This window comes from Streptomyces sp. NBC_01233 (assembly GCF_035989305.1).
Lineage (GTDB): Bacteria > Actinomycetota > Actinomycetes > Streptomycetales > Streptomycetaceae > Streptomyces.
In genome coordinates, this window is sequence record NZ_CP108514.1 from 5,233,551 (window position 1) to 5,252,283 (window position 18,733).

Genomic DNA, 18,733 nt, shown 5'->3' on the forward strand with positions numbered 1-18,733 from the left:
AAATACTCCGGGTCCCGCCGTAGGGGTCAGGAGGCGTCGTCCTCGTCCTCGTCCTCGGACTCCGTGAGGACGGGAGAACCGTGGTGGGACCAGAGGCGCCAGCCCTCGGATGTGCGTCGGAACACATTCGTGGCGACGACGAGCTGACCGACGAGCGGGCCGAGTTCCCCGCCGTCCTCGGCGGGTCCGCCGCTGAGGATGTTCTCCGTGCACGTGACCAGGGCGGTGTCGCCTATCACGGTCACCTTGGTGTCGGTGAGGAAGAACTGGATGTAGTCCGTGTGGGACATGATCAGGGCGTACGAGCGGAGCACCTCGCCGCGGCCGGAGAGCACGGGCCAGCCGGGGTGCACGCAGGAGATCTCGTCCTCCAGCCAGAGCGCCGACAGAGCGTCGAAGTCCCCCCGCTCCATTGCCTCGTAGAAGGCCGTGTTGACCTCTTCGACCGCTTCGATGTCGGTTCTGCTCACAGTGCTCCTTGTCGGTCGTTGAGGATCAGAGTGCCCCTTCCACGGCGCGGGCCACCCGAACCGCGTCCGCGGTGGCCCGTACCTCGTGGACCCGTACGGCCCAGGCGCCCTGATGGGCGGCGATGGCGGAGACGGCGGCCGTCGCGGCGTCGCGCTCGCGGGCGGGCGGCGGGGTGGCGCCGTCCGTGCCGGCCAGGACCCGGCCGAGGAAACGCTTCCTCGACGCGGCGACCAGCAGCGGGAAGCCCAGCGCGCGCAGCTCGGGCAGGTGGGCGACCAGGGCCAGGTCGTGCTCGGCGTTCTTGGCGAAGCCGAGGCCCGGGTCGACGACGAGCCGCTCGGGGGCGATCCCGCCGGCCACGACGGCGTCGATCCGGGCCCGGAGCTCGGCGGTGACCTCGGCGAGCACGTCCTCGTAGACGGCGAGGCTGTTCATGCCGGCGCTGAAGCCGCGCCAGTGCATCACCACGAAGGGCACCTCGGCGGCGGCGACGGCCGGGATCATGCCGGGGTCGGCGAGTCCGCCGCTGACGTCGTTGACCAGTGCGGCGCCCGCGGCGACGGCCTGGGCGGCGACGGCCGCGCGCATGGTGTCGACGGAGACGGTGACGCCCTCGGAGGCCAGGCCGCGGACCACGGGGACGACCCGGCGCAGCTCCTCCTCCTCGTCGACGCGGGAGGCGCCGGGCCGGGTGGACTCGCCGCCGACGTCGACGAGGTCTGCGCCCTGCTCGACGAGGTCGAGGCCGCGCTTGACGGCTGCGGTGGTGTCGAACCAGCGGCCGCCGTCGGAGAAGGAGTCGGGCGTGACGTTGACGACTCCCATGACCGCGCAGCGGTCCCACTCCGGCAGACCTGCGACCCGGCCCCTGCCGGTGGCTCCGCGCTTCGTGTTCATAGGTCCAAGGGTAGGGCTGACCTGGATACGGCAGGGCCCCGGCGGTCTGTCGGGCGGGTTCTAATGATCCACGCAACACCCTGGAGTTCAGGGAGTTGCGGGGATCGTGGATTTCGAGGTGCTGAAGGCGAGGTTCTTCGAGGCGCTGGACAGGGAGAACGGCAGCATCACTGCTGCGGCTCGTGCAGTCGGAGTGAACCGCAACACGGCGTTCGGGTGGGCACGCCGGGCCGGAGTCCGTGGTCGCGGCAAGCCTCGCAGGCCCGGCCACCCCGGTCGGGCGGAGTACGAGCGGCTGCGTGCTGCGGGAGTCCGGCGCCGTGATGCCGCCGCGCAGGCCGGCGTCCATGAGCGCACCGCTGAGGACTGGGACCGCGGTATCCGGCAGATCGGCCACTCGCGCCTGCATCCTGACGGGCGCCGCATCGACTACAAGACCGGTGTGACCACCATCGCCGCCACCTCTTCAAGGTCGTCCCTCGCAACGGTCGAGGCCGAACTGCACCCCAGGTTTCTCACGGTGACCGAGCGAGAGCTGATCGCTGATCTGCACCGTGAAGGCCGGTCGCTGCGCGCGATCGGACGGGCACTGGGCCGACCGGCGTCCACGATCAAGCGCGAGATCGACGCCCGGTCGGTCGATGGCGTCTACCGGCCGCACCGGGCCCAGCGGGCATGGGCGAGGAGCCGGTCGCGCCCCAAGGACTCCAAGCTCGCCCAGGACAGCCCGCTCCGCCGGTTCGTCGCGGAAAAGCTGCAGGAACAGTGGTCACCCGAGCAGATCTGCCACGCTCTGGTCATCGAGTTCCCCGACGACGAGAGCATGCGCGTGAGCCCGGAAACGATCTACCAGGCGGTCTACGTCCAGGCCCGTGGCGGACTGCGCCGCGAAGTCGCGGCCGCGCTGCGCACCGGGCGCACTCGCCGCAAGCCGCACCGCAGCCCGGACCAGCGCACGCGCCGGTTCGTCGACGAGATGGTGATGATCTCCGAGCGTCCTGCCGAGGTCGAGGACCGGGCAGTGCCCGGTCACTGGGAGGGCGATCTGATCGTCGGCCCCCGCAGCGAGAGCGCGATCGTCACCCTGGTCGAGCGCTCCACCCGCTACGTCATGCTGGGGCATCTGCCCGGCGGGCATACGGCCGAGGAGGTCCGCGACGTGCTGGTGCCCTTGATCCAGACCCTGCCCGGGCACCTGCGCGGCTCGCTGACCTGGGACCAGGGCTGCGAGATGGCCGCGCACAAGCAGTTCACCGTGGCCACAGGCGTGCCGGTCTACTTCTGCGACCCGCACTCACCCTGGCAGCGCGGATCGAACGAGAACACCAACGGCCTGCTACGGCAGTACTTCCCCAAGAGCACCGACCTGTCCGTGCACAGCCCCGAAGACCTCGAACACGTCGCCCAGCAACTCAACGGCCGGCCCCGCAAAACGCTCGGCTGGAAAACCCCAGCCGAGCGCCTGCGTGATCTACTGACGAGCACGTAGACCGTCAGGTGTTGCGAGGACCCCAAGAATCCGCCTCGGCCGCCGGGGCCCTGGTGGGCGTACGGGCGGCTACGCCGCCTGGGCCTCGCGTTCCGTTTGCTTCGGGACGGTCGCCATGTGGTTGTGGGTGCAGGTGCGGACGGGCTTGGGGCGGCGTCGGCTGGCGAAGAGGCGCGGGAGGGCCAGCGTCACGAAGCCCTCGGCCTGCATCACGGCGAAGCCGATGCGGGGCAGGTCGCGGGTGGAGCGGTAGACCATGAAGCGCGGCTCCCAGCGGGGGCGGAACTTCTCGTTGAACTTGTAGAGCGACTCGATCTGGAACCAGCGCGACAGGAAGACCAGCAGGCCGCGCCACATCCGCAGCACCGGGCCGGCGCCGATCTTCTCGCCGCGGGCGAGGGCGGCGCGGAACATCGCGAAGTTCAGCGAGACCTTCTCGATGCCGAGGCCCGGGCAGGCTTCCAGCGAGGCCACGATGAGCAGCTCGTTCATGCCGGGGTCTGCGGCGCGGTCGCGGCGCATCAGCTCCAGCGACATGCCGTCCTTGCCCCACGGGACGAAGTGCAGGACGGCCTTGAGGTCGCCGTACGGGCTGGTGTCGCCCTCCTCCACGCGGTGGGCGGTGGCGATGAAGCAGTCGCCGTCGCCGTCCTCGCCGACCCGGCCGAGGGCCATCGAGAAGCCCCGCTCGGTGTCGGTGCCGCGCCAGGCCTCGGCGGCGCCGCGCACCTGCTCCAGCTCGGTTTCGGTCAGCTCGCTGACCCGGCGGACCTTGGTGGTGTAGCCGTTGCGCTCGATGCGCTTCACCATCTGGCGGACATTGCGCATGGCGCGGCCCGAGAGGGAGAAGTCTTTGACATCGACAATCGCCTCGTCACCCAGCTCCAGGGCGTCCAGACCGGTCTCGCGGGTCCAGACCTCGCCGCCGGTCTCGCTGCACCCGACGACGGCCGGGGTCCAGGAGTGGGCCTTGGCCTCCGCCATGAACCGCTCGATGGCGCCGGGCCAGGCCTCGACGTCGCCGATGGGGTCGCCGGAGGCGAGCATCACGCCGGAGACGACGCGGTAGGTGACGGCGGCCTTGCCGCTGGGGGAGAAGACGACGGCCTTGTCGCGGCGCAGCGCGAAGTGGCCGAGCGAGTCGCGGCCGCCGTGCTTGGCGAGCAGCTCGCGCAGCTTGGTCTCGTCGTCGGTGGTGAGCCGGGCGGCCGGGTGCTCGGGGCGGAAGGCGAGGTAGATGGTGGTGAGCGCGGTCAGCATGCCGAGGGCGCCGAGGGAGTAGCCGACGGTCCAGGAGACCCGGCCGGCGTAGTCGACGGGACCCTCGAAGCCGAAGAGACCGTAGATGACGTGGGTGATCTGCTCGTACAGGCCGGGGTTGCCGACGACCTTGCCCGGGTGGACGTTGACGATGACCAGCCCGAGGCCGATGGAACCGGCGCTCATGAGAACGAAGTTCGCGAGTGCCTTCCAGCGGCTGCGGGGATCCGGCAGCGCCTTGAATTCACCCTGATGGCGCAGCAGCAGTGCGAGGAGCACCGCCGCGATGACCACGCTGATGATCGAGTGGCGGTACGCGAACTGCGCCGCCGCGCCCGCGGGCAGCAGGACGACGGCGGCCCGCCAGGCCCGCCGCTTGTGGCGCTTGAGGCCGTGGGCGAGCAGCAGGAGCAGGACGCCCGCGCTGATGGCCAGGGCTGCCGCGAACGGGCCCATGGACCCGGGCAGCACCTCGGTGACCGCGTGGATCCGGCTGTGCCGGAAGCGCGGGAAGACACCGGCCGCGATGTCCAGAAGGCCGACGATCATGACGGCCGTACCTACCAGGCCGGGCACCGCCTCCGGCTGTGGACCTCGGAGGATTCGGCGGACCCTGCTCGGAACCTGTCCCGACTTATCGCCATCTATCCTGCTAGACATCGCTTCCCGTTGCTCCGCGAGAGATCATGTGGCCGAAGGCCGCGACAGCCTCCGGTGTTGTGGTGCGTCCCTTAGGACGACATCGACGAGGAGCGGGTTCACTCTTTCGTCGGAAAAATCTGTCCTGCCACCAGAAAGTCGACTGACTGCTCATGGGTCTCACGAGTACTACGGTTCTGGCGTTGGCCATCCTGGCCGGTGTGCTGCTCTTCGCGGCAACGGTCTGGATGTGGCCGAAGCTTTCGGGCCGCACCTGGCGCGCTGTCGCCGGCCGGATCGGGCTCCTGCTGGCGACGCAGCTTGCGCTGTTCTCGGCTGTGGGTCTCGCGGCTAACAAGTCGTTCCTCTTCTACGGTTCCTGGGCCGACCTGTTCGGCCAGGAGACGTCCATGGGCAAGGTCGTCGACCACTCGATGAGCAGCGATGACATCAAGGTCGTCGACAAGCAGAAGCTGGACGTCCCCGGGGGTGCCAAGCCCCAGGTGGGCGGTCAGATCCTGAAGGTTGCCATAACCGGCCAGAAGTCGAAGATAACGAGCCCCGGCTACGTCTGGCTCCCGCCGGAGTACTTCCAGCCCCAGCACAAGGATCAGAACTTCCCCGCGTCCATCGTCCTGACGGGCTACCCGGGCACCGCCGAGAACCTGATCAAAGGGCTCGACTACCCGATGAAGGCCTTCAGTCTGTCCAAGTCGGGCAAGATGAAGCCGATGATCCTGGTGATGCTGCGCCCGACCATCGCGCCGCCGCGTGACACCGAGTGCGTCGATATACCCGGTGGCCCGCAGACCGAGACCTTCTTCGCCGAGGACCTCCCGCAGGCCATCACGAACACCTTCCGGGTCGGCAAGAAGCCGGAGAACATGGGCTTCATCGGCAATTCCACGGGCGGTTACTGCGCGCTGAAGATCGCCGCGCACTACCCGCAGACCTTCGGCGCCGCCGCGGGTCTGTCCGCGTACTACGACGCCCCGGACGACCCGACGACCGGCGACCTGTTCCACGGGGACGAGAAGCTGAAGAAGCGCGCGGACGTGCTGCACAGCATCGGGAACAAGAAGCCGAGCGGTACGTCCTTCCTCGTGACCAGCAGCGAGAAGGGCGAGCCGAACCTCGGTGACACCCGGAAGTTCATCAAGAAGGTGCAGGGCCCGGACCGGGTCTCCTCGATCATCCTCGACAGCGGTGGCCACAACTTCAACACGTGGCGACGCGAGATCCCGCCGATGCTGGTGTGGATGAGCGGACGCATCCAGGCCTGAGGCCGTTGACGCGGTGAAGGCGGAAGGGCCCGGCTTCGGCCGGGCCCTTCCGCGTTCGCGCTACGCGTCCTGCAACTGGGCCCGGCGCAGTGCCCGGTGCACGCCCTCCGGGGTCAGTACGCCGACCAGGGCGCCGGAGTCGGGGTCGGTGACCCCGATCCGGCCCGAGTCCTCCTGCAGCAGGGCGGCGAGCGCCTCGCGCAGCGTCGCGCCCAGCTCCACGGCCGCGGCGGGAGCCTTGCCCTCGGCGGCCGCCAGGTCGGCCGCCTCGACCGCGGTGACGGCGAGCCGTTTCAGGCCCCGGTCGGAGCCGACGAAGGAGGCCACGTACGGGGTGGCCGGCGACCCGAGGACCGCCGCGGGGCGGGCGAACTGCTCGATGGTGCCGGTCCCGTAGACGGCTATGCGGTCGCCGAGCCGGATGGCCTCCTCCAGGTCGTGCGTGACCAGCAGGATCGTCTTGCGCACCGTCTTCTGCAGCGTCAGGAACTCGTTCTGCAGCCGTTCGCGCACCACCGGGTCCACCGCGCCGAACGGCTCGTCCATCAGCAGCACCGGTGGATCGGCGGCGAGTGCGCGGGCCACGCCGACGCGCTGGCGCTGCCCGCCCGACAGCTGCTCCGGGTACCGGCCCCCGTACACGGCCGGGTCCAGCCCCACCAGTTCGAGCAGTTCGGCTGCCCGGGCGCGGGCTTTGGCCTTCGGGGTGCCGATCAGCTGCGGCACGGTCGCTGTGTTCTGCAGCACCGTCTTGTGCGGGAACAGCCCGACCTGCTGGATGACGTACCCGATGCGGCGGCGCAGCTCGACCGGGTCGGCGGCCGCGATGTCCTCGCCGGCCAGCAGGATCCGGCCGGCGGTCGGGTCGATCAGCCGGTTGACCATCTTCATCGTGGTCGTCTTGCCGCAGCCGGACGGTCCGACGAGCGTGACCAGCTCGCCCTCCGCCACCTCGAAGGACAGGTCCTCGACGGCTGTCGTCCCGTCGGGGTAGCGCTTGGTCACATGCTCGAATCGGATCACGGTCCCATCCTTCCGCACGCGCGGTGCGGTTGTGTGAAGGGCGTGTTGCTCCGGTGCGAAGGATTCCGGCCATGGGGGGTGGTGCGGGTTATGGTCGATCGTGACTGTGTGATCGAAAGACGTGTGTTCGAAAATGGGGGGTGAGGTGCATGGCGGGGCAGAACTGCCTGGTGGCGAACGACTGGATCTGCTGGGACTACGTCACCTCCCGCTCCCAGGAACTCACCGACGCCACCGTCGAACACATCTGGATCACGGGCGTGTCGGTCCTGATCGGCATCGTCGTGTCCGTGCCGCTCGCCCTGCTGGCCCGCCGCGGCCGCCACTGGGCGGCGCCCGTGCTCGCCTTCACCACGCTGCTCTACACGGTCCCCTCGCTGGCCATGTTCTCCCTGCTGCTGCCGGTCTTCGGGCTCTCGGCGGCGCTGGTGGTGACCGGGCTCGTGCTGTATTCGCTGACGATCCTGGTGCGCAACGTGCTGGCCGGCCTGGAGGCCGTGCCCGAGGAGGTGCGCGAGGCCGCGCGCGGCATGGGGTACGGGCCGGGGCGGCTGATGTGGCAGGTCGAACTGCCGCTGGCCCTGCCCGCGCTGCTCGCCGGCGTACGGATCGCCACCGTCTCGATGGTCGCGCTGACCACGGTCGGCTCCATCGTCGGCAAGGGGGGCCTCGGCAACCTCATCGCCCCGGCGGTGAACAGCTCCTTCAAGGCCCAGGTGCTCACCGCCTCGGTGCTGTGCGTGCTGCTCGCGCTCGTGGCGGACCTGCTGCTGCTGGGCATGCAGCGGCTGCTCACGCCGTGGACCAGGGCCGGAGCCCGCCCGGCGGCTTCCGGGAAGGGGGCCTGAGGCCGTGGGAGTACTGGGAGGGGCCTGGGACTGGCTGGCGAACGGCGCCAACTGGTCGGGGGAGAGCGGGGTCTGGCACCGGCTCGGCGAGCACGCCTACGTCAGCGGGGTCGCGCTGGCCGTCGCCTGCGCGGTGGCGCTTCCGGTCGGCCTGTACCTCGGCCACCTCGGCAAGGGCGGCGCCCTCGCGATCAACGTCTCCAACATCGGCCGGGCCGTTCCGGTCTTCGCGGTGCTGGCGCTGTTCATGGTCTCCCCGCTGCGCAACGCGGGCTATCTGCCGACCATCGCCGCGCTCGTGCTGTTTGCCGTCCCGCCGCTGCTGACGAACGCGTACGTCGGCATGCGCGGGGTGGACCGCTCGGTGGTGGAGGCCGCCCGGGGCATGGGCATGTCCGGGGGCCAGCTCTTCCTGCGCGTCGAGCTCCCGCTGGCGCGCGGCCTGGTGATGACCGGGCTGCGCTCGGGCGCGGTGCAGGTCATCGCCACGGCCACGATCGCCGCCATGGTCGGCCAGGGCGGCCTCGGCCGGATCATCACCGCCGGCTTCAACACGTACAACACCCCGCAGGTCGTCGCGGGTGCCCTGCTGGTGGCGGCGCTCGCCCTGCTGGTGGAGGGCGTGCTGGTGGCCGCGGACCGGCTGCTGCCGCGGGCCGCGGGCCACCGCTGAATCCTGTCCACACCCTCGAACGGAGTCACTCCATGACCAAGACCACGCGCGTCCTCGGCGCGTCCCTGGGCGCCCTGGCCCTGACGGTGTCGCTGGCCGCGTGCGGCGGTGACAGCCTGGAGAAGAGCAAGGACGGCGGCTCGTCGGCCCCGGCCGCGGAGGGCAAGGGCAGCCTGGTCGTCGGCGCCGCCGGGTTCACCGAGTCGAACGTGCTGGCGGAGCTGTACGCGCAGGTCCTCAAGGACGCGGGCTACGGCACCTCGATCAAGACGGTCAACAACCGCGAACTGTACGAACCCTCGCTGGAGAAGGGCGAGATCGACGTCGTCCCGGAGTACGCCGCCACGCTCGCGGAGTTCCTCAACGCCAAGGTGAACGGCCCGAAGGCGCCCGAGGAGAAGCCGGTGGCGTCGAGCGACGTCGCGGCGACGGTGGCGGGTCTGGAGAAGCTCGCCGCCCCGCTCGGGCTGAAGGCGCTGTCCGCGGGCGGGGCGGTCGACCAGAACGCATTCGCGGTGACCAGGGAATTCGCCCAGAAGAACAACCTGAAGACGCTTTCCGATCTTGGTAAGTCCGGACTGAAGGTGAAGATCGCGGCGGGCGACGAATGCTCCGTACGGCCCTTCTGCGCACCGGGGTTGACGAAGGCATACGGAATTCAGGTTTCCGGTATTGACCCGAAGGGCGTCGGCACCCCTCAGGCCAAGCAGGCCGTCAAGGACGGCGCCGACCAGCTCGTGCTGACCACGACCACGGACGCCACGCTCGACAGCTTCGGCCTGGTCCTGCTGGAGGACGACAAGAAGCTCCAGAACGCCGACAACGTGCTCCCGGTGGTCAACGCCAAGGATGCCGGCGGCCCCGAGGTCGCGGCCGCCCTCGACCAGCTGACCAAGGTCCTCACGACGGCCGATCTGGTCGACCTGAACCGGAAGGTGGACGCGGAGCGCGCCAAGCCGGCGGACGTGGCGAAGGCCTACCTGGAGTCCAAGGGCCTTCTGAAGAAGTAGAAGACACGTGGGTTGATGGAGGAATGTGGAGTACCTGCCCGGGAAGAGCGACAAGAGATTGCCGGGCGGGTATCCCGCTGGACCCCCACGCCCTGTAAATTTCGGGCCATGCCCCGTGGACGCCACCGCAATCCCGAACCCCTGCACCGGCTGCTCACGCCGACGACCGTCGCAGGTGTGTCCGTCATCAGCGCCGGAGCGGCCTGGCTGCTCGCGGAACCGCTGGCGCTGAGGCTCCTCGTGGCCCTCACCGCGGCCGCCGGGGTCGGCGGCGCCGTCGTGATGCGCGCCTGGGACCGGTCGGCCGGCCGCCGCGTCGCGGAGCTCGCGCGCGAGCGGGTCAAGGACGAGTGGCGGACGGACGAGCGGATAGCCGAGCTCGAATCCGACCTCGAAGAGGCCCGCGTGCTGCGCGGCCGGCTCGACGCCAAGCTGCGTGCCAAGCGGGTCGAACTGGCCGGGCTGCGCGGGGAGCACGCGGCGCTGCTGCGGCGGTACGCGACCGCCGAGACCGAGCGCGCCAGCGCCCTGGAGGGCCGCCGGCTGCTGGCCATCGAGGCCTCCGCGGCCCCGGCCGCCGCGCAGAAGGAACTTCCGCCCGTCTCCGAGGAGCGCACCTCGGCGGGCGCGCCCACCACGGTCGGCTACGCCCGGGCCCACGCGGCTCTGGGGGCGCTGGCCCGCAGGGCGCAGACGCAGGCGGCGCTGCCCGCGGGCCCCGCCGCGGCGTCGGCGCTCCCCGCGCCCTCGGCCCCCGCGTCCTCGGTCCCCGCTCGGCGTCCGGCGGCGGCGGTGGCCCCGTACGCGGCCCAGCGGCGTACGGCCTCCCGCGTCGAGGGCGGCTTCGACTTCTTCGGCACCAAGAACGCGGCGCAGGCCCGTGCGGTGATCGAGGCGGTCCAGAACGAGGACCTGGCCGACGTGGTCGGCGCCGAGGCCCTCGCGGTCCACAAGGCGGAGTCCGCCAAGGACGTTCCCGGACCGGAGTTCAAGCCGGCGACCGCCGAGACCCGTGCGGTGGGCCAGGTCATCGACCTGACGGCCCACGACGAGACCGAGCCGATCGACGTGGTCCGGCTGCGCACCGCGATCTCGTAGCACCCGTCCCCTGCCGCGCCGTCCCCGTCCGGCCCGTGCTCAGTCCCGGTACGAGGCCACCAGCCGGGCCAGGTGCCGGCCCGCCACCAGGAGCGGGGTGCGGCTCCGGGCGACCTGTGAGGTCATCTCGGCGCCCTCCAGGGTGTTGATCACGGTGACCGCCAGATCGCGCGCCTCCGGCTCCGGGTAGCCCGAAGCCAGGAGCTTCGCGGCGACCAGCTCCTGCCAGTTGGCGAAGGCCCGGGCGCAGGCCGCCTGGATCTCCGGCAGGCGGCCGACCGTTTCCAGGGCCGTGGCCGTCACCGGGCAGCCGTCCCTCCAGTCGGAGGCCTGCAGTTCCTGCGCGAGCAGGACGGCGACGGCCTCGACCGCCTCCGCCGGATCCTGGTGGGCGGCCAGTCCGTTGCGGAGCATCCCGGCGAACTCCTCGTCGCCGAAGTGGATCGCGGCCACCGCGAGCTCCTGCTTGCCGCCCGGGAAGAAGTGGTACAGCGAGCCCAGGGTCGCCTCGGCCTCGCGGACGAGCTGCTTGACCGGGGTGTTCTCGTAACCGCCGTGCTGCATGAGGCGGGAGGCGGTGCGGACCAGTCGGTCGCGCGTTCCCAGTGCTGTCTTCGTCCCTGCTGCTGCCATGGGCGTGATCCTACCGCCGATTCTGGATAGAGCGTTCGTTCTAGTCGATGGTACGGTCGTCCCGATCGCTGGATAGAGCGTTCGTTCTAGACCATGTCGCAGGGGAGAACTCCGTCATGAACCACGTTTCGACTGCCCAGGACACCAAGGTCACCGTCGTCGGTCTCGGCCCCATGGGCCGGGCGATGGCCGCCGCCTACCTCGACGCCGGCTACGAGGTCACCGTCTGGAACCGCAGCGCGGGCAAGGACGCCGACCTCGTGGCCCGCGGGGCCCGCCGGGCGGTCGGCATCGGCGAGGCCGTCGCCGCGAGCCGGCTGACCGTGCTCAGCCTCATCGACGTGGAGGCCATGTACGGCACGCTCGGTGACACCGACCTCGCCGGCCGCGTGCTCGCCAACCTGTCCTCGGACGTCCCGGACGCGGCCCGCGCGGCCGCGCGGTGGGCCGGGGAGCGCGGGGCCGCCTACCTCACCGGCGGGGTCAACGTCCCCCCGACCGGCATCGGGCAGGAGGGTTCCTCCGTCTTCGTCAGCGGCCCGGAGGAGGTCTACGAGGAGCACCGCGCCGCGCTCGACGTGCTCGCCGCCACCGACTACCGGGGCGTCGACCCCGGCTACGCGCAGCTGTACTACCAGCTCAACATGATCCTCTTCTGGACCGCCTACACGGGCTGGTACCAGGCCCTCGCCGTCGCCCGCGCCAACGGGCTGACGGCGGCCGACATCCTGCCCTACGCCGGCTACACGGCCGACAGCATGCGCGGCTTCTACACCCAGGGCGCCCCGCTCGTCGACGCCGGCGAGCACGGGGGCGAGTACGAGCGCCTCGCCATGTGCGCCGCCAGCGTCGAGCACGTCCTGCACACCGCCGCCGACTCCGGTGTGGACACCGGGATCCTGGCCGCGCACGCCGAGCTCTACCGGCGCGGGGTCGCCGCGGGCTTCGGCGCCGACAGCAGCTCGCGGCTGATCGGGCTGCTGGGCGGCGCCGGCAAGCCCTCCTAGGCCCAATGCTGGTGACTGGGCCCGGCCGGGCCCCAAGTCCGAACGGGTCCTGGCGGATCGAGTCGAACCAGCGGACGGCCTGCGGTGCCGAGCGGACGGCCGTGGTGAAGTGGGCGGCGTCCGGCCCCTGGTCGACGACCTTCGCGCGGACTCCGCGGCGGGCCGGATCGGCAGCTCCTGAGGTGTCGCGGGGAGCGCGGCCACGATGTCCTGCTCCCGGTGGTTGCCGTCGGACAGGTCTTCCACAGCCTGTGCACAGGGTGCGCGGAAGACCTCCGCGGGGTCCACGTGGAGCGGGTGCAGCCGGTTCCGGGCGGTGAGGGAGCAGGAGAGGGAGAAGACGGCGGACGCGGGCGCGCCCCGGCCGTCGCTGCCCCCCGCCGATCGAGGGGAAAGTCCCGGGCTGCGGGCGCAGTTGACCGGTGCGGCCTCAGAACAGCGGCAGCTGGCCGGGGTGTTCGGGCAGTACGAAGCCGTCCAGCGTCGGTGCGGAGGCGCCGAGCACGACCCGGGCCCGGGATCCGGGGCAGGACACCAGGTCGCCGCGCCCGCGCCCGGCCGGGGGGTCGTGGCGGGCGATCCGGCCGGCGGTGACGGCGCAGTCGCGGCCGCAGGCGGGGCAGGCCCGGCGGGGGGAGTGGGACATGGCCCCCAGTCTGCCCTGCCCCGCCGACATCAGCCCTGCCGGGCGGAGAGCCATGCCTCGTGGGCCTGCTGCACGCGGGCCCACAGCGCCGCCCGGTCGGCGGCGGTCAGGTCGTCGAGGTCGCGCCCGAAGACGCTCCCGATGACCTCGAAGAGCTCGTCCTCGTCGGCCAGTTCCCGCTCGCTGGTCCCCTTCGCGGAGTCGAGCCGCGTCAGGATGCGGCCGCGCAGCACGTCCGCGCCCTCCGCGTCGCGCCGGAACAGCGCGAAGGTCCGTACGAAGGGCGAGTCCTCGGCGGTGGACAGCCAGGTGTGCATGGCCTCGAAGCCGGCCGTCGTCGCCGGGGCGTCCCGGAAGTTCATCCGGGGCATGTGCATGTCGGGACTGAGGAGGCTCCAGCCCTCGCCCTCGCCCTCCAGCGGATCCAGCCGCTCCAGCCGGTACCGCAGGCCGCCCTGCTCGTACGCGCCCTCGCGCAGCGGCAGCGGCTCGTACGGGCCGTCCCCGATCCCGGCGTCCACCCAGTACTCGCTCCCGTCGACGCGGACGGTCAGGGTGAGGTGCCCGCCGCTGACCTCGCGGGAGGCGGGATCGCCGCACACGCCGCCGGAGTGCCGGGTCACTTCGTAGCCGAGGGCTTCGAGGAGCAGGGCGAGGCCGCCGTTGAGGTGGTAGCAGTAGCCGCCGCGGCCGGCGGCGAAGCGGCGGGCCGACAGCTCGGGGTCGATGCCGGGCGGCCGGCCGAGCTGGATGTCGATGTTGTCGTAGGCGATGCGCTCCAGGTGTGCGCGCTGGAGCGCGAACAGCCCTTCCGCGCTGGGGGCTCCGGGATCGATGACGCCGAGCCGGCGCAGGTAGCCGTCGAATATGTCAGAGATCATCCGGTCGGCGTAGGCGCCGACGGGTGCGGTCCCCGGGAATTCCCTCCGGTGCCTCCGGTGCCTCGCCTCCGGTGCCTCCGGCGGTCACGGGCGGGACCTGCCGAGGGCCGCGACGGCGTCGACCATGTGGTCCCAGAAGAGCCGGGCGTCGAGGGCCACGGCGACCTTCGCGTTGGCCGGGCGGTCCAGGTACCGGTGGAGGTCCACGACGGTGGCCCCGCGCGTGTACCGGCCGTGCAGTTCCACGGTGACGTTCGCCTCCACGCACTCCACGACGGCCGGGTCGATCACGCGGGCCACCGCGACGGGGTCGTGCAGCGGCGGATGGGGCATGTTCCACAGCCGGCTGTAGGTCGATGCGAAGTAGGCCAGCAATCCGGCGCAGATGTCGCCGAGTTCGGTGCCGAGGCCCTCGAAGCGGGCCATGACCTCGGGCGTGGCCAGGGCCTGGTGGGTGACGTTGAGCCCGCACATGGTCACCGGTACTCCGCTGCGGAAGACGATGTCCGCGGCCTCCGGGTCGGTGTGGATGTTGAACTCAGACGCCGGGGTGCGGTTGCCCCGCTCCGTGGAGCCTCCCATCAGCACGATCTCGCGGATGCGGGCGGCGCTGTCGGGGTAGCGGGTCAGCAGCAGGGCGATGTTGGTCAGCGGGGCGGTGGGGACCAGGGTGACCGGCTCCGGGTGTTCCACGAGGATCCGGTGGATGAGTTCCACCGCGTGCTCGGGGACCAGGTCGACCGTGGGTTCGGGGAACTGCGCTCCGTCCAGCCCGGATTCGCCGTGCACGTCGGCCGCGACGGCCAGCCGCTGGAGCAGCGGCCGGTCGCACCCGGCGGCGACGGGCACGTCCGTGATCCCGGCGACGGTGCACACCCGGCGGGCGTTGAGGGAGGTCTTCTCCAGCGTCTGGTTGCCGGCGACCGTGGTGATGGCGAGCAGATCGACCGCCGGGTTCGCCGCCGCCAGCATGATCGCCAGTGCGTCGTCGTGCCCGGGATCGCAGTCGATGATGATCGGGACGGGCACGGGCGACCTCCTCGTCGGACTGCGGACCACCCAGTCTGCCGCCGGAGGGCCGCTCGCGCGGTCGCTACTTGTCGATGTCCCCGACCACGAAGAAGAGCGAGCCCAGGATCGCCACCATGTCCGCGACGAGCTGCCCCGGCAGCAGTACGGCCAGGGCCTGGATGTTGTTGTACGAGGCGCTGCGCAGCTTCAGCCGGTACGGGGTCTTCTCGCCCTTCGAGACGAGGTAGTAGCCGTTGATGCCGAGCGGGTTCTCGGTCCAGGAGTACGTGTGGCCCTCGGGCGCCTTCAGCACCTTGGGCAGCCGCTGGTTGACCGGCCCCGGCGGCAGCTCCGCCATCCGGTCCAGGCAGGCCACGGCCAGGTCGAGCGCGTTGTGGGTCTGCTCCAGCAGGCACTCGAAGCGGGCCAGGCAGTCGCCCTCGGTGCGGGTGACGACCTTGAGCACGTCCTGCAGCTCGCCGTAGGCCAGGTACGGCTCGTCGCGGCGCAGGTCGAAGTCGACGCCGGAGGCGCGGGCGATCGGGCCGGAGACCCCGTACGCGTGCACCGCCTCGGCGGACAGGACCCCGACGCCGCGGGTGCGGGCGCGGAAGATCTCGTTGCCGCGCACCAGGTCGTCGTAGACGTGCATGCGGGTGTTGACGTCGGCGATCGCGGCGCGGGCCCGGCCGAGCCAGCCGGCCGGCAGGTCCTCCTTGAGGCCTCCGACGCGGTTGAACATGTAGTGCATGCGGCCGCCGGAGATCTCCTCCATGACGGCCTGGAGCTCCTCGCGCTCGCGGAACGCGTGGAAGATCGGGGTGATCCCGCCCAGTTCGAGGGGGTACGAGCCGAGGAACATCAGGTGGTTCAGCACCCGGTTCAGCTCGGCGAGCAGGGTCCGCATCCACACGGCCCGCTCGGGGACCTCCATGCCGAGCATCCGCTCGACGGCCATGACCACGCCGAGCTCGTTGGAGAACGCGGACAGCCAGTCGTGGCGGTTCGCGAGCATCACGATCTGCCGGTAGTCGCGGGCCTCGAAGAGTTTCTCGGCGCCGCGGTGCATATAGCCGACCACGGGCTCGGCGCTGACGATCCGCTCGCCGTCCAGGACGAGGCGCAGGCGCAGCACGCCGTGCGTGGAAGGGTGCTGGGGGCCGATGTTGAGCACCATGTCGGTGCTCTCCGCCGCTCCGCCGATGCCGACCGTGGTCTCCGTCATGCGGGCATTGTCTCAGCCCTAGGCTGGAGGGATGGATACGGGGACAGAGGGTGAGACGGGTGGGCCCGTGTGGGTGGGGCTGCCGGGCGGGCTGCTCACTCTGCGGCGGCTGCTGCTGGTGGTCTGGACGACGGGGTTCGCCGTCGTGACCGCCGTGGTACTGGGACTGACGGTCGGCCCGTGGTGGGCGTTCCTCGGGGTGCCGTGGCTCGCCGCCCTGGTCTGGGGCTGGGTGCTGCTCGGCCGGAACTGGCGGTCCTGGCGGTACGCCGAGCGGGCGGACGACCTGCTGATCAGCCGGGGCGTGCTCTGGCGGGAGGAGACCGTGGTCCCGTACGGGCGGATGCAGCTGGTCGAGGTCACCTCGGGCCCGCTGGAGCGGCGCTTCGGGCTGGCCTCCGTACAGCTGCACACGGCGGCGGCGGCCACCGACGCCAAGATCCCGGGCCTGGCGCCGGCCGAGGCGGAGCGGCTGCGCGACCGCCTCACCGCCCTCGGCGAAGCACGGTCGGCGGGCCTGTGACCTCGGGCCCGGCGGGCGAGGACCCGCTGACCGCCACTCCCGCTGCCGCCGCCGAGCCCGCGGCGGGCGGACGGCGGCTGCACCCCTTCACGCCGCTGCGCCGCGCCTGGGTGCCGATCGCCGCGACCGTCGGCGTGATCGCCCAGCAGGGCGACCAGGCCCAGAAGTGGATGGCGGACCTGTCCGTCCTCCTGCGGCTGCTGGCACTGGCCGGCGTCGTCCTCGTCTTCGCCGGGTACGGCTTCCTGAGCTGGTGGTTCACCCACTACGCCGTGACCGACACCGAACTGCGCATCCGCACCGGGCTGCTCTTCCGCCGCACCGCGCACATCCGGCTCGACCGCCTCCAGGCCGTGGACGTCACCCGCCCCCTGCTGGCCCGGCTGACCGGCGTCGCCAGCCTGCGCCTCGACGTCATCGGCACCGACGACAAGGACCAGCTGTCCTTCCTCGGCGAGCAGGACGCCGTCGCCCTGCGCGCCGAACTCCTCGCCCGCGCGGCGGGCTTCGCCCCCGAGGAGGCGGTGCGCCTGGGCGAGGCCCCCGACCGGGAGCTGCTGCGCGTCGGCCCGCGCGAGCTCGCCGTGTCGCTGCTGCTCAGCCTCGGCGTCCTGGCGGCGCTCGCGGCCGGGGTCGTCGGGCCGGTGGCCGTGTGGTGGTTCAGCTCCAGCCCGTGGGCGGCCGTCGTCGCCCTGCTCCCGCTGCTCGGCGCGCTCTGGGCGGCCACCGCGGGCCGCTTCCTCGCGGAGTACGACTGGCGGGTCGCGCAGTCCCCGGACGGGCTGCGTCTGGACCACGGCATGCTGGACCGGGCCCACGAGACCGTGCCGCCGGGGCGCGTGCAGACCGTACGGATCGTGGAGCCGCTGCTGTGGCGGCGGCGCGACCGGGTCCGCGTGGAACTGGCCGTGGCGGGCTCGAAGAACGAGGTCCTGGTCCCGGTGGCCTCGCGGGCCGCCGCGTACGCCGTGATCGCCCGGGTGCTGCCCGGGGTGGACCTGGCGTCCCTGTCCTTCTCCGGCTCCCCGCGGGCCGGTTCGCGCTGGGTGGTCCCGGTGTGGTGGAAGGGCTACGCGCTGGCCGTCTCCCCGGAGGTGTTCGCCGCCCGGCACGGCCGCCTGTGCCGCCGTACGGAGATCGTCCCGCACGCCAAGGTGCAGAGCGTCCGCCTCACGCAGGGCCCGTGGGCCCGCGCCCGCGGTCTGGCCGACGTACACGTGGACACCGGTGCGAACGGCACGGTCACGGCCCGGCTGCGCGCGGCGGACGAGGCCGCCGTCCTGCTGGCCGCCCAGGCGGTGCGGGCCCGCACCTCCCGTGCGTCGGCCCGCCCGGACCGCTGGATGACGGAGCCGGGCGCGTGAGCCCGCACGGCGTTCCCCCCGGGCCGGCAGCCCGGGGGGAACGCCGTGCGGGGTCGGACTACGCCGCTCCGCCGCCGCCCGCGCGGACCAGGCCCGTCTCGTACGCCAGGACCACCACCTGGACCCGGTCGCGCAGCCCCAGCTTCGTCAGGATGCGGCCCACGTGCGTCTTCACGGTCGCCTCCGAGAGGACCAGCCGGGCCGCGATCTCCCCGTTCGACAGCCCCTGGGCCACCAGCAGCATGACCTCGCGCTCGCGCTCCGTCAGCCGCTCGATGTCCTTGTTCTGCGGCTCCTGCGTGGTCGTCGGCAGCATCGGCGCGAAGCGGTCCAGCAGCCGACGCGTCGTGGACGGGGCGACCACCGCGTCCCCGCTGTGCACCGAGCGGATGGCCCCCAGCAGTTCGGCCGGCGGGACGTCCTTCAGCATGAAGCCGCTCGCACCGGCCTTCAGGCCGGAGAAGGCGTACTCGTCCAGGTCGAAGGTGGTCAGGATGATGACCTTCGGGTGCTCGTCCGGCTCGCAGATCCGCCGCGTCGCCTCGACACCGTCCAGCCTCGGCATGCGGACGTCCATCAGCACCACGTCCACCTTCGTGGCCCGCAGCACCTCCAGCGCCTCCAGGCCATCGCCCGCCTCGGCGACGACCTCCATGTCCGGCTGGGCGGCGAGCACCATCCGGAAGCCGGTGCGCAGCAGCACCTGGTCGTCGACCAGCATCACTCGGATGGACATCAGTTACCTCGTCCTC

General features: G+C 71.6%; 19 protein-coding genes. 9 read left to right on the forward strand and 10 right to left on the reverse strand.

The annotated features are described in order from the left end of the window. Positions 1 to 26: 26 nt before the first annotated feature. Entirely contained in the window at positions 27 to 413 is a 387-nt protein-coding gene (locus tag OG332_RS24915; RefSeq protein WP_442816371.1) for a nuclear transport factor 2 family protein, read from the reverse strand. Between the two features lie 82 nt (positions 414 to 495). Then, positions 496 to 1,368, reverse strand: coding sequence for a dihydropteroate synthase (gene folP, locus OG332_RS24920; RefSeq protein ID WP_327415567.1), 873 nt, complete (start codon positions 1,366 to 1,368; stop codon positions 496 to 498). Positions 1,369 to 1,663: 295 nt separating this feature from the next. On the opposite strand from folP, the gene OG332_RS24925 reads away from it, so the two are divergent. Beyond that, on the forward strand, positions 1,664 to 2,857 hold the full coding sequence (locus OG332_RS24925; RefSeq protein ID WP_327419148.1) for an IS30 family transposase: 1,194 nt from the start codon (positions 1,664 to 1,666) through the stop codon (positions 2,855 to 2,857). Positions 2,858 to 2,926: 69 nt separating this feature from the next. Here the strand turns inward: OG332_RS24925 and OG332_RS24930 are convergent, their stop codons facing one another. Next, the gene (locus OG332_RS24930) at positions 2,927 to 4,777 is read right to left on the reverse strand and encodes a phosphatidylglycerol lysyltransferase domain-containing protein (RefSeq protein ID WP_327415568.1); all 1,851 of its coding nucleotides are present in this window, start codon (positions 4,775 to 4,777) and stop codon (positions 2,927 to 2,929) included. Between the two features lie 152 nt (positions 4,778 to 4,929). On the opposite strand from OG332_RS24930, the gene OG332_RS24935 reads away from it, so the two are divergent. Next, positions 4,930 to 6,039 carry an alpha/beta hydrolase gene (locus tag OG332_RS24935; protein ID WP_327415569.1) on the forward strand — a complete coding sequence of 370 codons (1,110 nt, stop codon included), beginning with the start codon at positions 4,930 to 4,932 and terminating at the stop codon, positions 6,037 to 6,039. A gap of 60 nt (positions 6,040 to 6,099) precedes the next feature. Here OG332_RS24935 and OG332_RS24940 read toward each other — a convergent pair whose 3' ends face one another. Beyond that, entirely contained in the window at positions 6,100 to 7,062 is a 963-nt protein-coding gene (locus tag OG332_RS24940) for an ABC transporter ATP-binding protein (RefSeq protein WP_327415570.1), read from the reverse strand. Positions 7,063 to 7,211: 149 nt separating this feature from the next. On the opposite strand from OG332_RS24940, the gene OG332_RS24945 reads away from it, so the two are divergent. The 4 genes from OG332_RS24945 (at position 7,212) to OG332_RS24960 (ending at position 10,691) form a co-directional block, all read left to right on the forward strand. Continuing rightward, positions 7,212 to 7,910, forward strand: a complete 699-nt coding sequence (locus tag OG332_RS24945; protein WP_327415571.1) for an ABC transporter permease — start codon at positions 7,212 to 7,214, stop codon at positions 7,908 to 7,910. A gap of 4 nt (positions 7,911 to 7,914) precedes the next feature. Beyond that, on the forward strand, positions 7,915 to 8,583 hold the full coding sequence (locus OG332_RS24950; protein ID WP_327415572.1) for an ABC transporter permease: 669 nt from the start codon (positions 7,915 to 7,917) through the stop codon (positions 8,581 to 8,583). Between the two features lie 32 nt (positions 8,584 to 8,615). Then, on the forward strand, positions 8,616 to 9,593 hold the full coding sequence (locus OG332_RS24955; protein WP_327415573.1) for an ABC transporter substrate-binding protein: 978 nt from the start codon (positions 8,616 to 8,618) through the stop codon (positions 9,591 to 9,593). A 108-nt stretch (positions 9,594 to 9,701) separates the two neighbouring features. Further along, on the forward strand, positions 9,702 to 10,691 hold the full coding sequence (locus OG332_RS24960) for a hypothetical protein (RefSeq protein WP_327415574.1): 990 nt from the start codon (positions 9,702 to 9,704) through the stop codon (positions 10,689 to 10,691). Between the two features lie 39 nt (positions 10,692 to 10,730). Here the strand turns inward: OG332_RS24960 and OG332_RS24965 are convergent, their stop codons facing one another. Next, positions 10,731 to 11,324 carry a TetR/AcrR family transcriptional regulator gene (locus tag OG332_RS24965; protein WP_327415575.1) on the reverse strand — a complete coding sequence of 198 codons (594 nt, stop codon included), beginning with the start codon at positions 11,322 to 11,324 and terminating at the stop codon, positions 10,731 to 10,733. A 116-nt stretch (positions 11,325 to 11,440) separates the two neighbouring features. Between OG332_RS24965 and OG332_RS24970 the strand changes: the two genes are divergently transcribed. Beyond that, entirely contained in the window at positions 11,441 to 12,331 is an 891-nt protein-coding gene (locus OG332_RS24970) for an NAD(P)-dependent oxidoreductase (protein ID WP_327415576.1), read from the forward strand. 430 nt (positions 12,332 to 12,761) lie between these two features. Here the strand turns inward: OG332_RS24970 and OG332_RS24975 are convergent, their stop codons facing one another. The 4 genes from OG332_RS24975 to OG332_RS24990 all read right to left on the reverse strand — a co-directional run bounded on the left by OG332_RS24975 (position 12,762) and on the right by OG332_RS24990 (position 16,094). Beyond that, the gene (locus tag OG332_RS24975) at positions 12,762 to 12,977 is read right to left on the reverse strand and encodes a hypothetical protein (RefSeq protein ID WP_319726030.1); all 216 of its coding nucleotides are present in this window, start codon (positions 12,975 to 12,977) and stop codon (positions 12,762 to 12,764) included. A 29-nt stretch (positions 12,978 to 13,006) separates the two neighbouring features. Further along, positions 13,007 to 13,858, reverse strand: coding sequence for an arylamine N-acetyltransferase family protein (locus tag OG332_RS24980; protein WP_327415577.1), 852 nt, complete (start codon positions 13,856 to 13,858; stop codon positions 13,007 to 13,009). An 84-nt stretch (positions 13,859 to 13,942) separates the two neighbouring features. Next, complete coding sequence (locus OG332_RS24985) at positions 13,943 to 14,887, reverse strand: nucleoside hydrolase (protein WP_327415578.1); 945 nt, start codon at positions 14,885 to 14,887, stop codon at positions 13,943 to 13,945. Between the two features lie 64 nt (positions 14,888 to 14,951). Beyond that, positions 14,952 to 16,094, reverse strand: a complete 1,143-nt coding sequence (locus OG332_RS24990; protein WP_327415579.1) for an NADH-quinone oxidoreductase subunit D — start codon at positions 16,092 to 16,094, stop codon at positions 14,952 to 14,954. 31 nt (positions 16,095 to 16,125) lie between these two features. On the opposite strand from OG332_RS24990, the gene OG332_RS24995 reads away from it, so the two are divergent. Beyond that, complete coding sequence (locus OG332_RS24995; RefSeq protein ID WP_327415580.1) at positions 16,126 to 16,617, forward strand: PH domain-containing protein; 492 nt, start codon at positions 16,126 to 16,128, stop codon at positions 16,615 to 16,617. Then, the gene (locus OG332_RS25000) at positions 16,614 to 17,981 is read left to right on the forward strand and encodes a PH domain-containing protein (protein ID WP_442816201.1); all 1,368 of its coding nucleotides are present in this window, start codon (positions 16,614 to 16,616) and stop codon (positions 17,979 to 17,981) included. Before OG332_RS24995 ends, OG332_RS25000 begins: the two co-directional genes overlap by 4 nt. Positions 17,982 to 18,039: 58 nt before the next feature. On the opposite strand, the gene OG332_RS25005 is transcribed toward OG332_RS25000, so the two are convergent. Beyond that, positions 18,040 to 18,717 carry a response regulator transcription factor gene (locus tag OG332_RS25005; protein WP_327415581.1) on the reverse strand — a complete coding sequence of 226 codons (678 nt, stop codon included), beginning with the start codon at positions 18,715 to 18,717 and terminating at the stop codon, positions 18,040 to 18,042. Positions 18,718 to 18,733 lie beyond the last annotated feature (16 nt).

Coding starts and splice junctions, on each gene's coding strand:
- OG332_RS24915 (WP_442816371.1), bottom strand. CDS start 413: ATGGAGCGGGGGGACTTCGACGCTCTGTCGGCGCTCTGGCTGGAGGAC.
- folP (WP_327415567.1), bottom strand. CDS start 1,368: ATGAACACGAAGCGCGGAGCCACCGGCAGGGGCCGGGTCGCAGGTCTG.
- OG332_RS24930 (WP_327415568.1), bottom strand. CDS start 4,777: ATGTCTAGCAGGATAGATGGCGATAAGTCGGGACAGGTTCCGAGCAGG.
- OG332_RS24935 (WP_327415569.1), top strand. CDS start 4,930: ATGGGTCTCACGAGTACTACGGTTCTGGCGTTGGCCATCCTGGCCGGT.
- OG332_RS24945 (WP_327415571.1), top strand. CDS start 7,212: ATGGCGGGGCAGAACTGCCTGGTGGCGAACGACTGGATCTGCTGGGAC.
- OG332_RS24955 (WP_327415573.1), top strand. CDS start 8,616: ATGACCAAGACCACGCGCGTCCTCGGCGCGTCCCTGGGCGCCCTGGCC.
- OG332_RS24960 (WP_327415574.1), top strand. CDS start 9,702: ATGCCCCGTGGACGCCACCGCAATCCCGAACCCCTGCACCGGCTGCTC.
- OG332_RS24965 (WP_327415575.1), bottom strand. CDS start 11,324: ATGGCAGCAGCAGGGACGAAGACAGCACTGGGAACGCGCGACCGACTG.
- OG332_RS24970 (WP_327415576.1), top strand. CDS start 11,441: ATGAACCACGTTTCGACTGCCCAGGACACCAAGGTCACCGTCGTCGGT.
- OG332_RS24975 (WP_319726030.1), bottom strand. CDS start 12,977: ATGTCCCACTCCCCCCGCCGGGCCTGCCCCGCCTGCGGCCGCGACTGC.
- OG332_RS24980 (WP_327415577.1), bottom strand. CDS start 13,858: ATGATCTCTGACATATTCGACGGCTACCTGCGCCGGCTCGGCGTCATC.
- OG332_RS24990 (WP_327415579.1), bottom strand. CDS start 16,094: ATGACGGAGACCACGGTCGGCATCGGCGGAGCGGCGGAGAGCACCGAC.
- OG332_RS24995 (WP_327415580.1), top strand. CDS start 16,126: ATGGATACGGGGACAGAGGGTGAGACGGGTGGGCCCGTGTGGGTGGGG.
- OG332_RS25005 (WP_327415581.1), bottom strand. CDS start 18,717: ATGTCCATCCGAGTGATGCTGGTCGACGACCAGGTGCTGCTGCGCACC.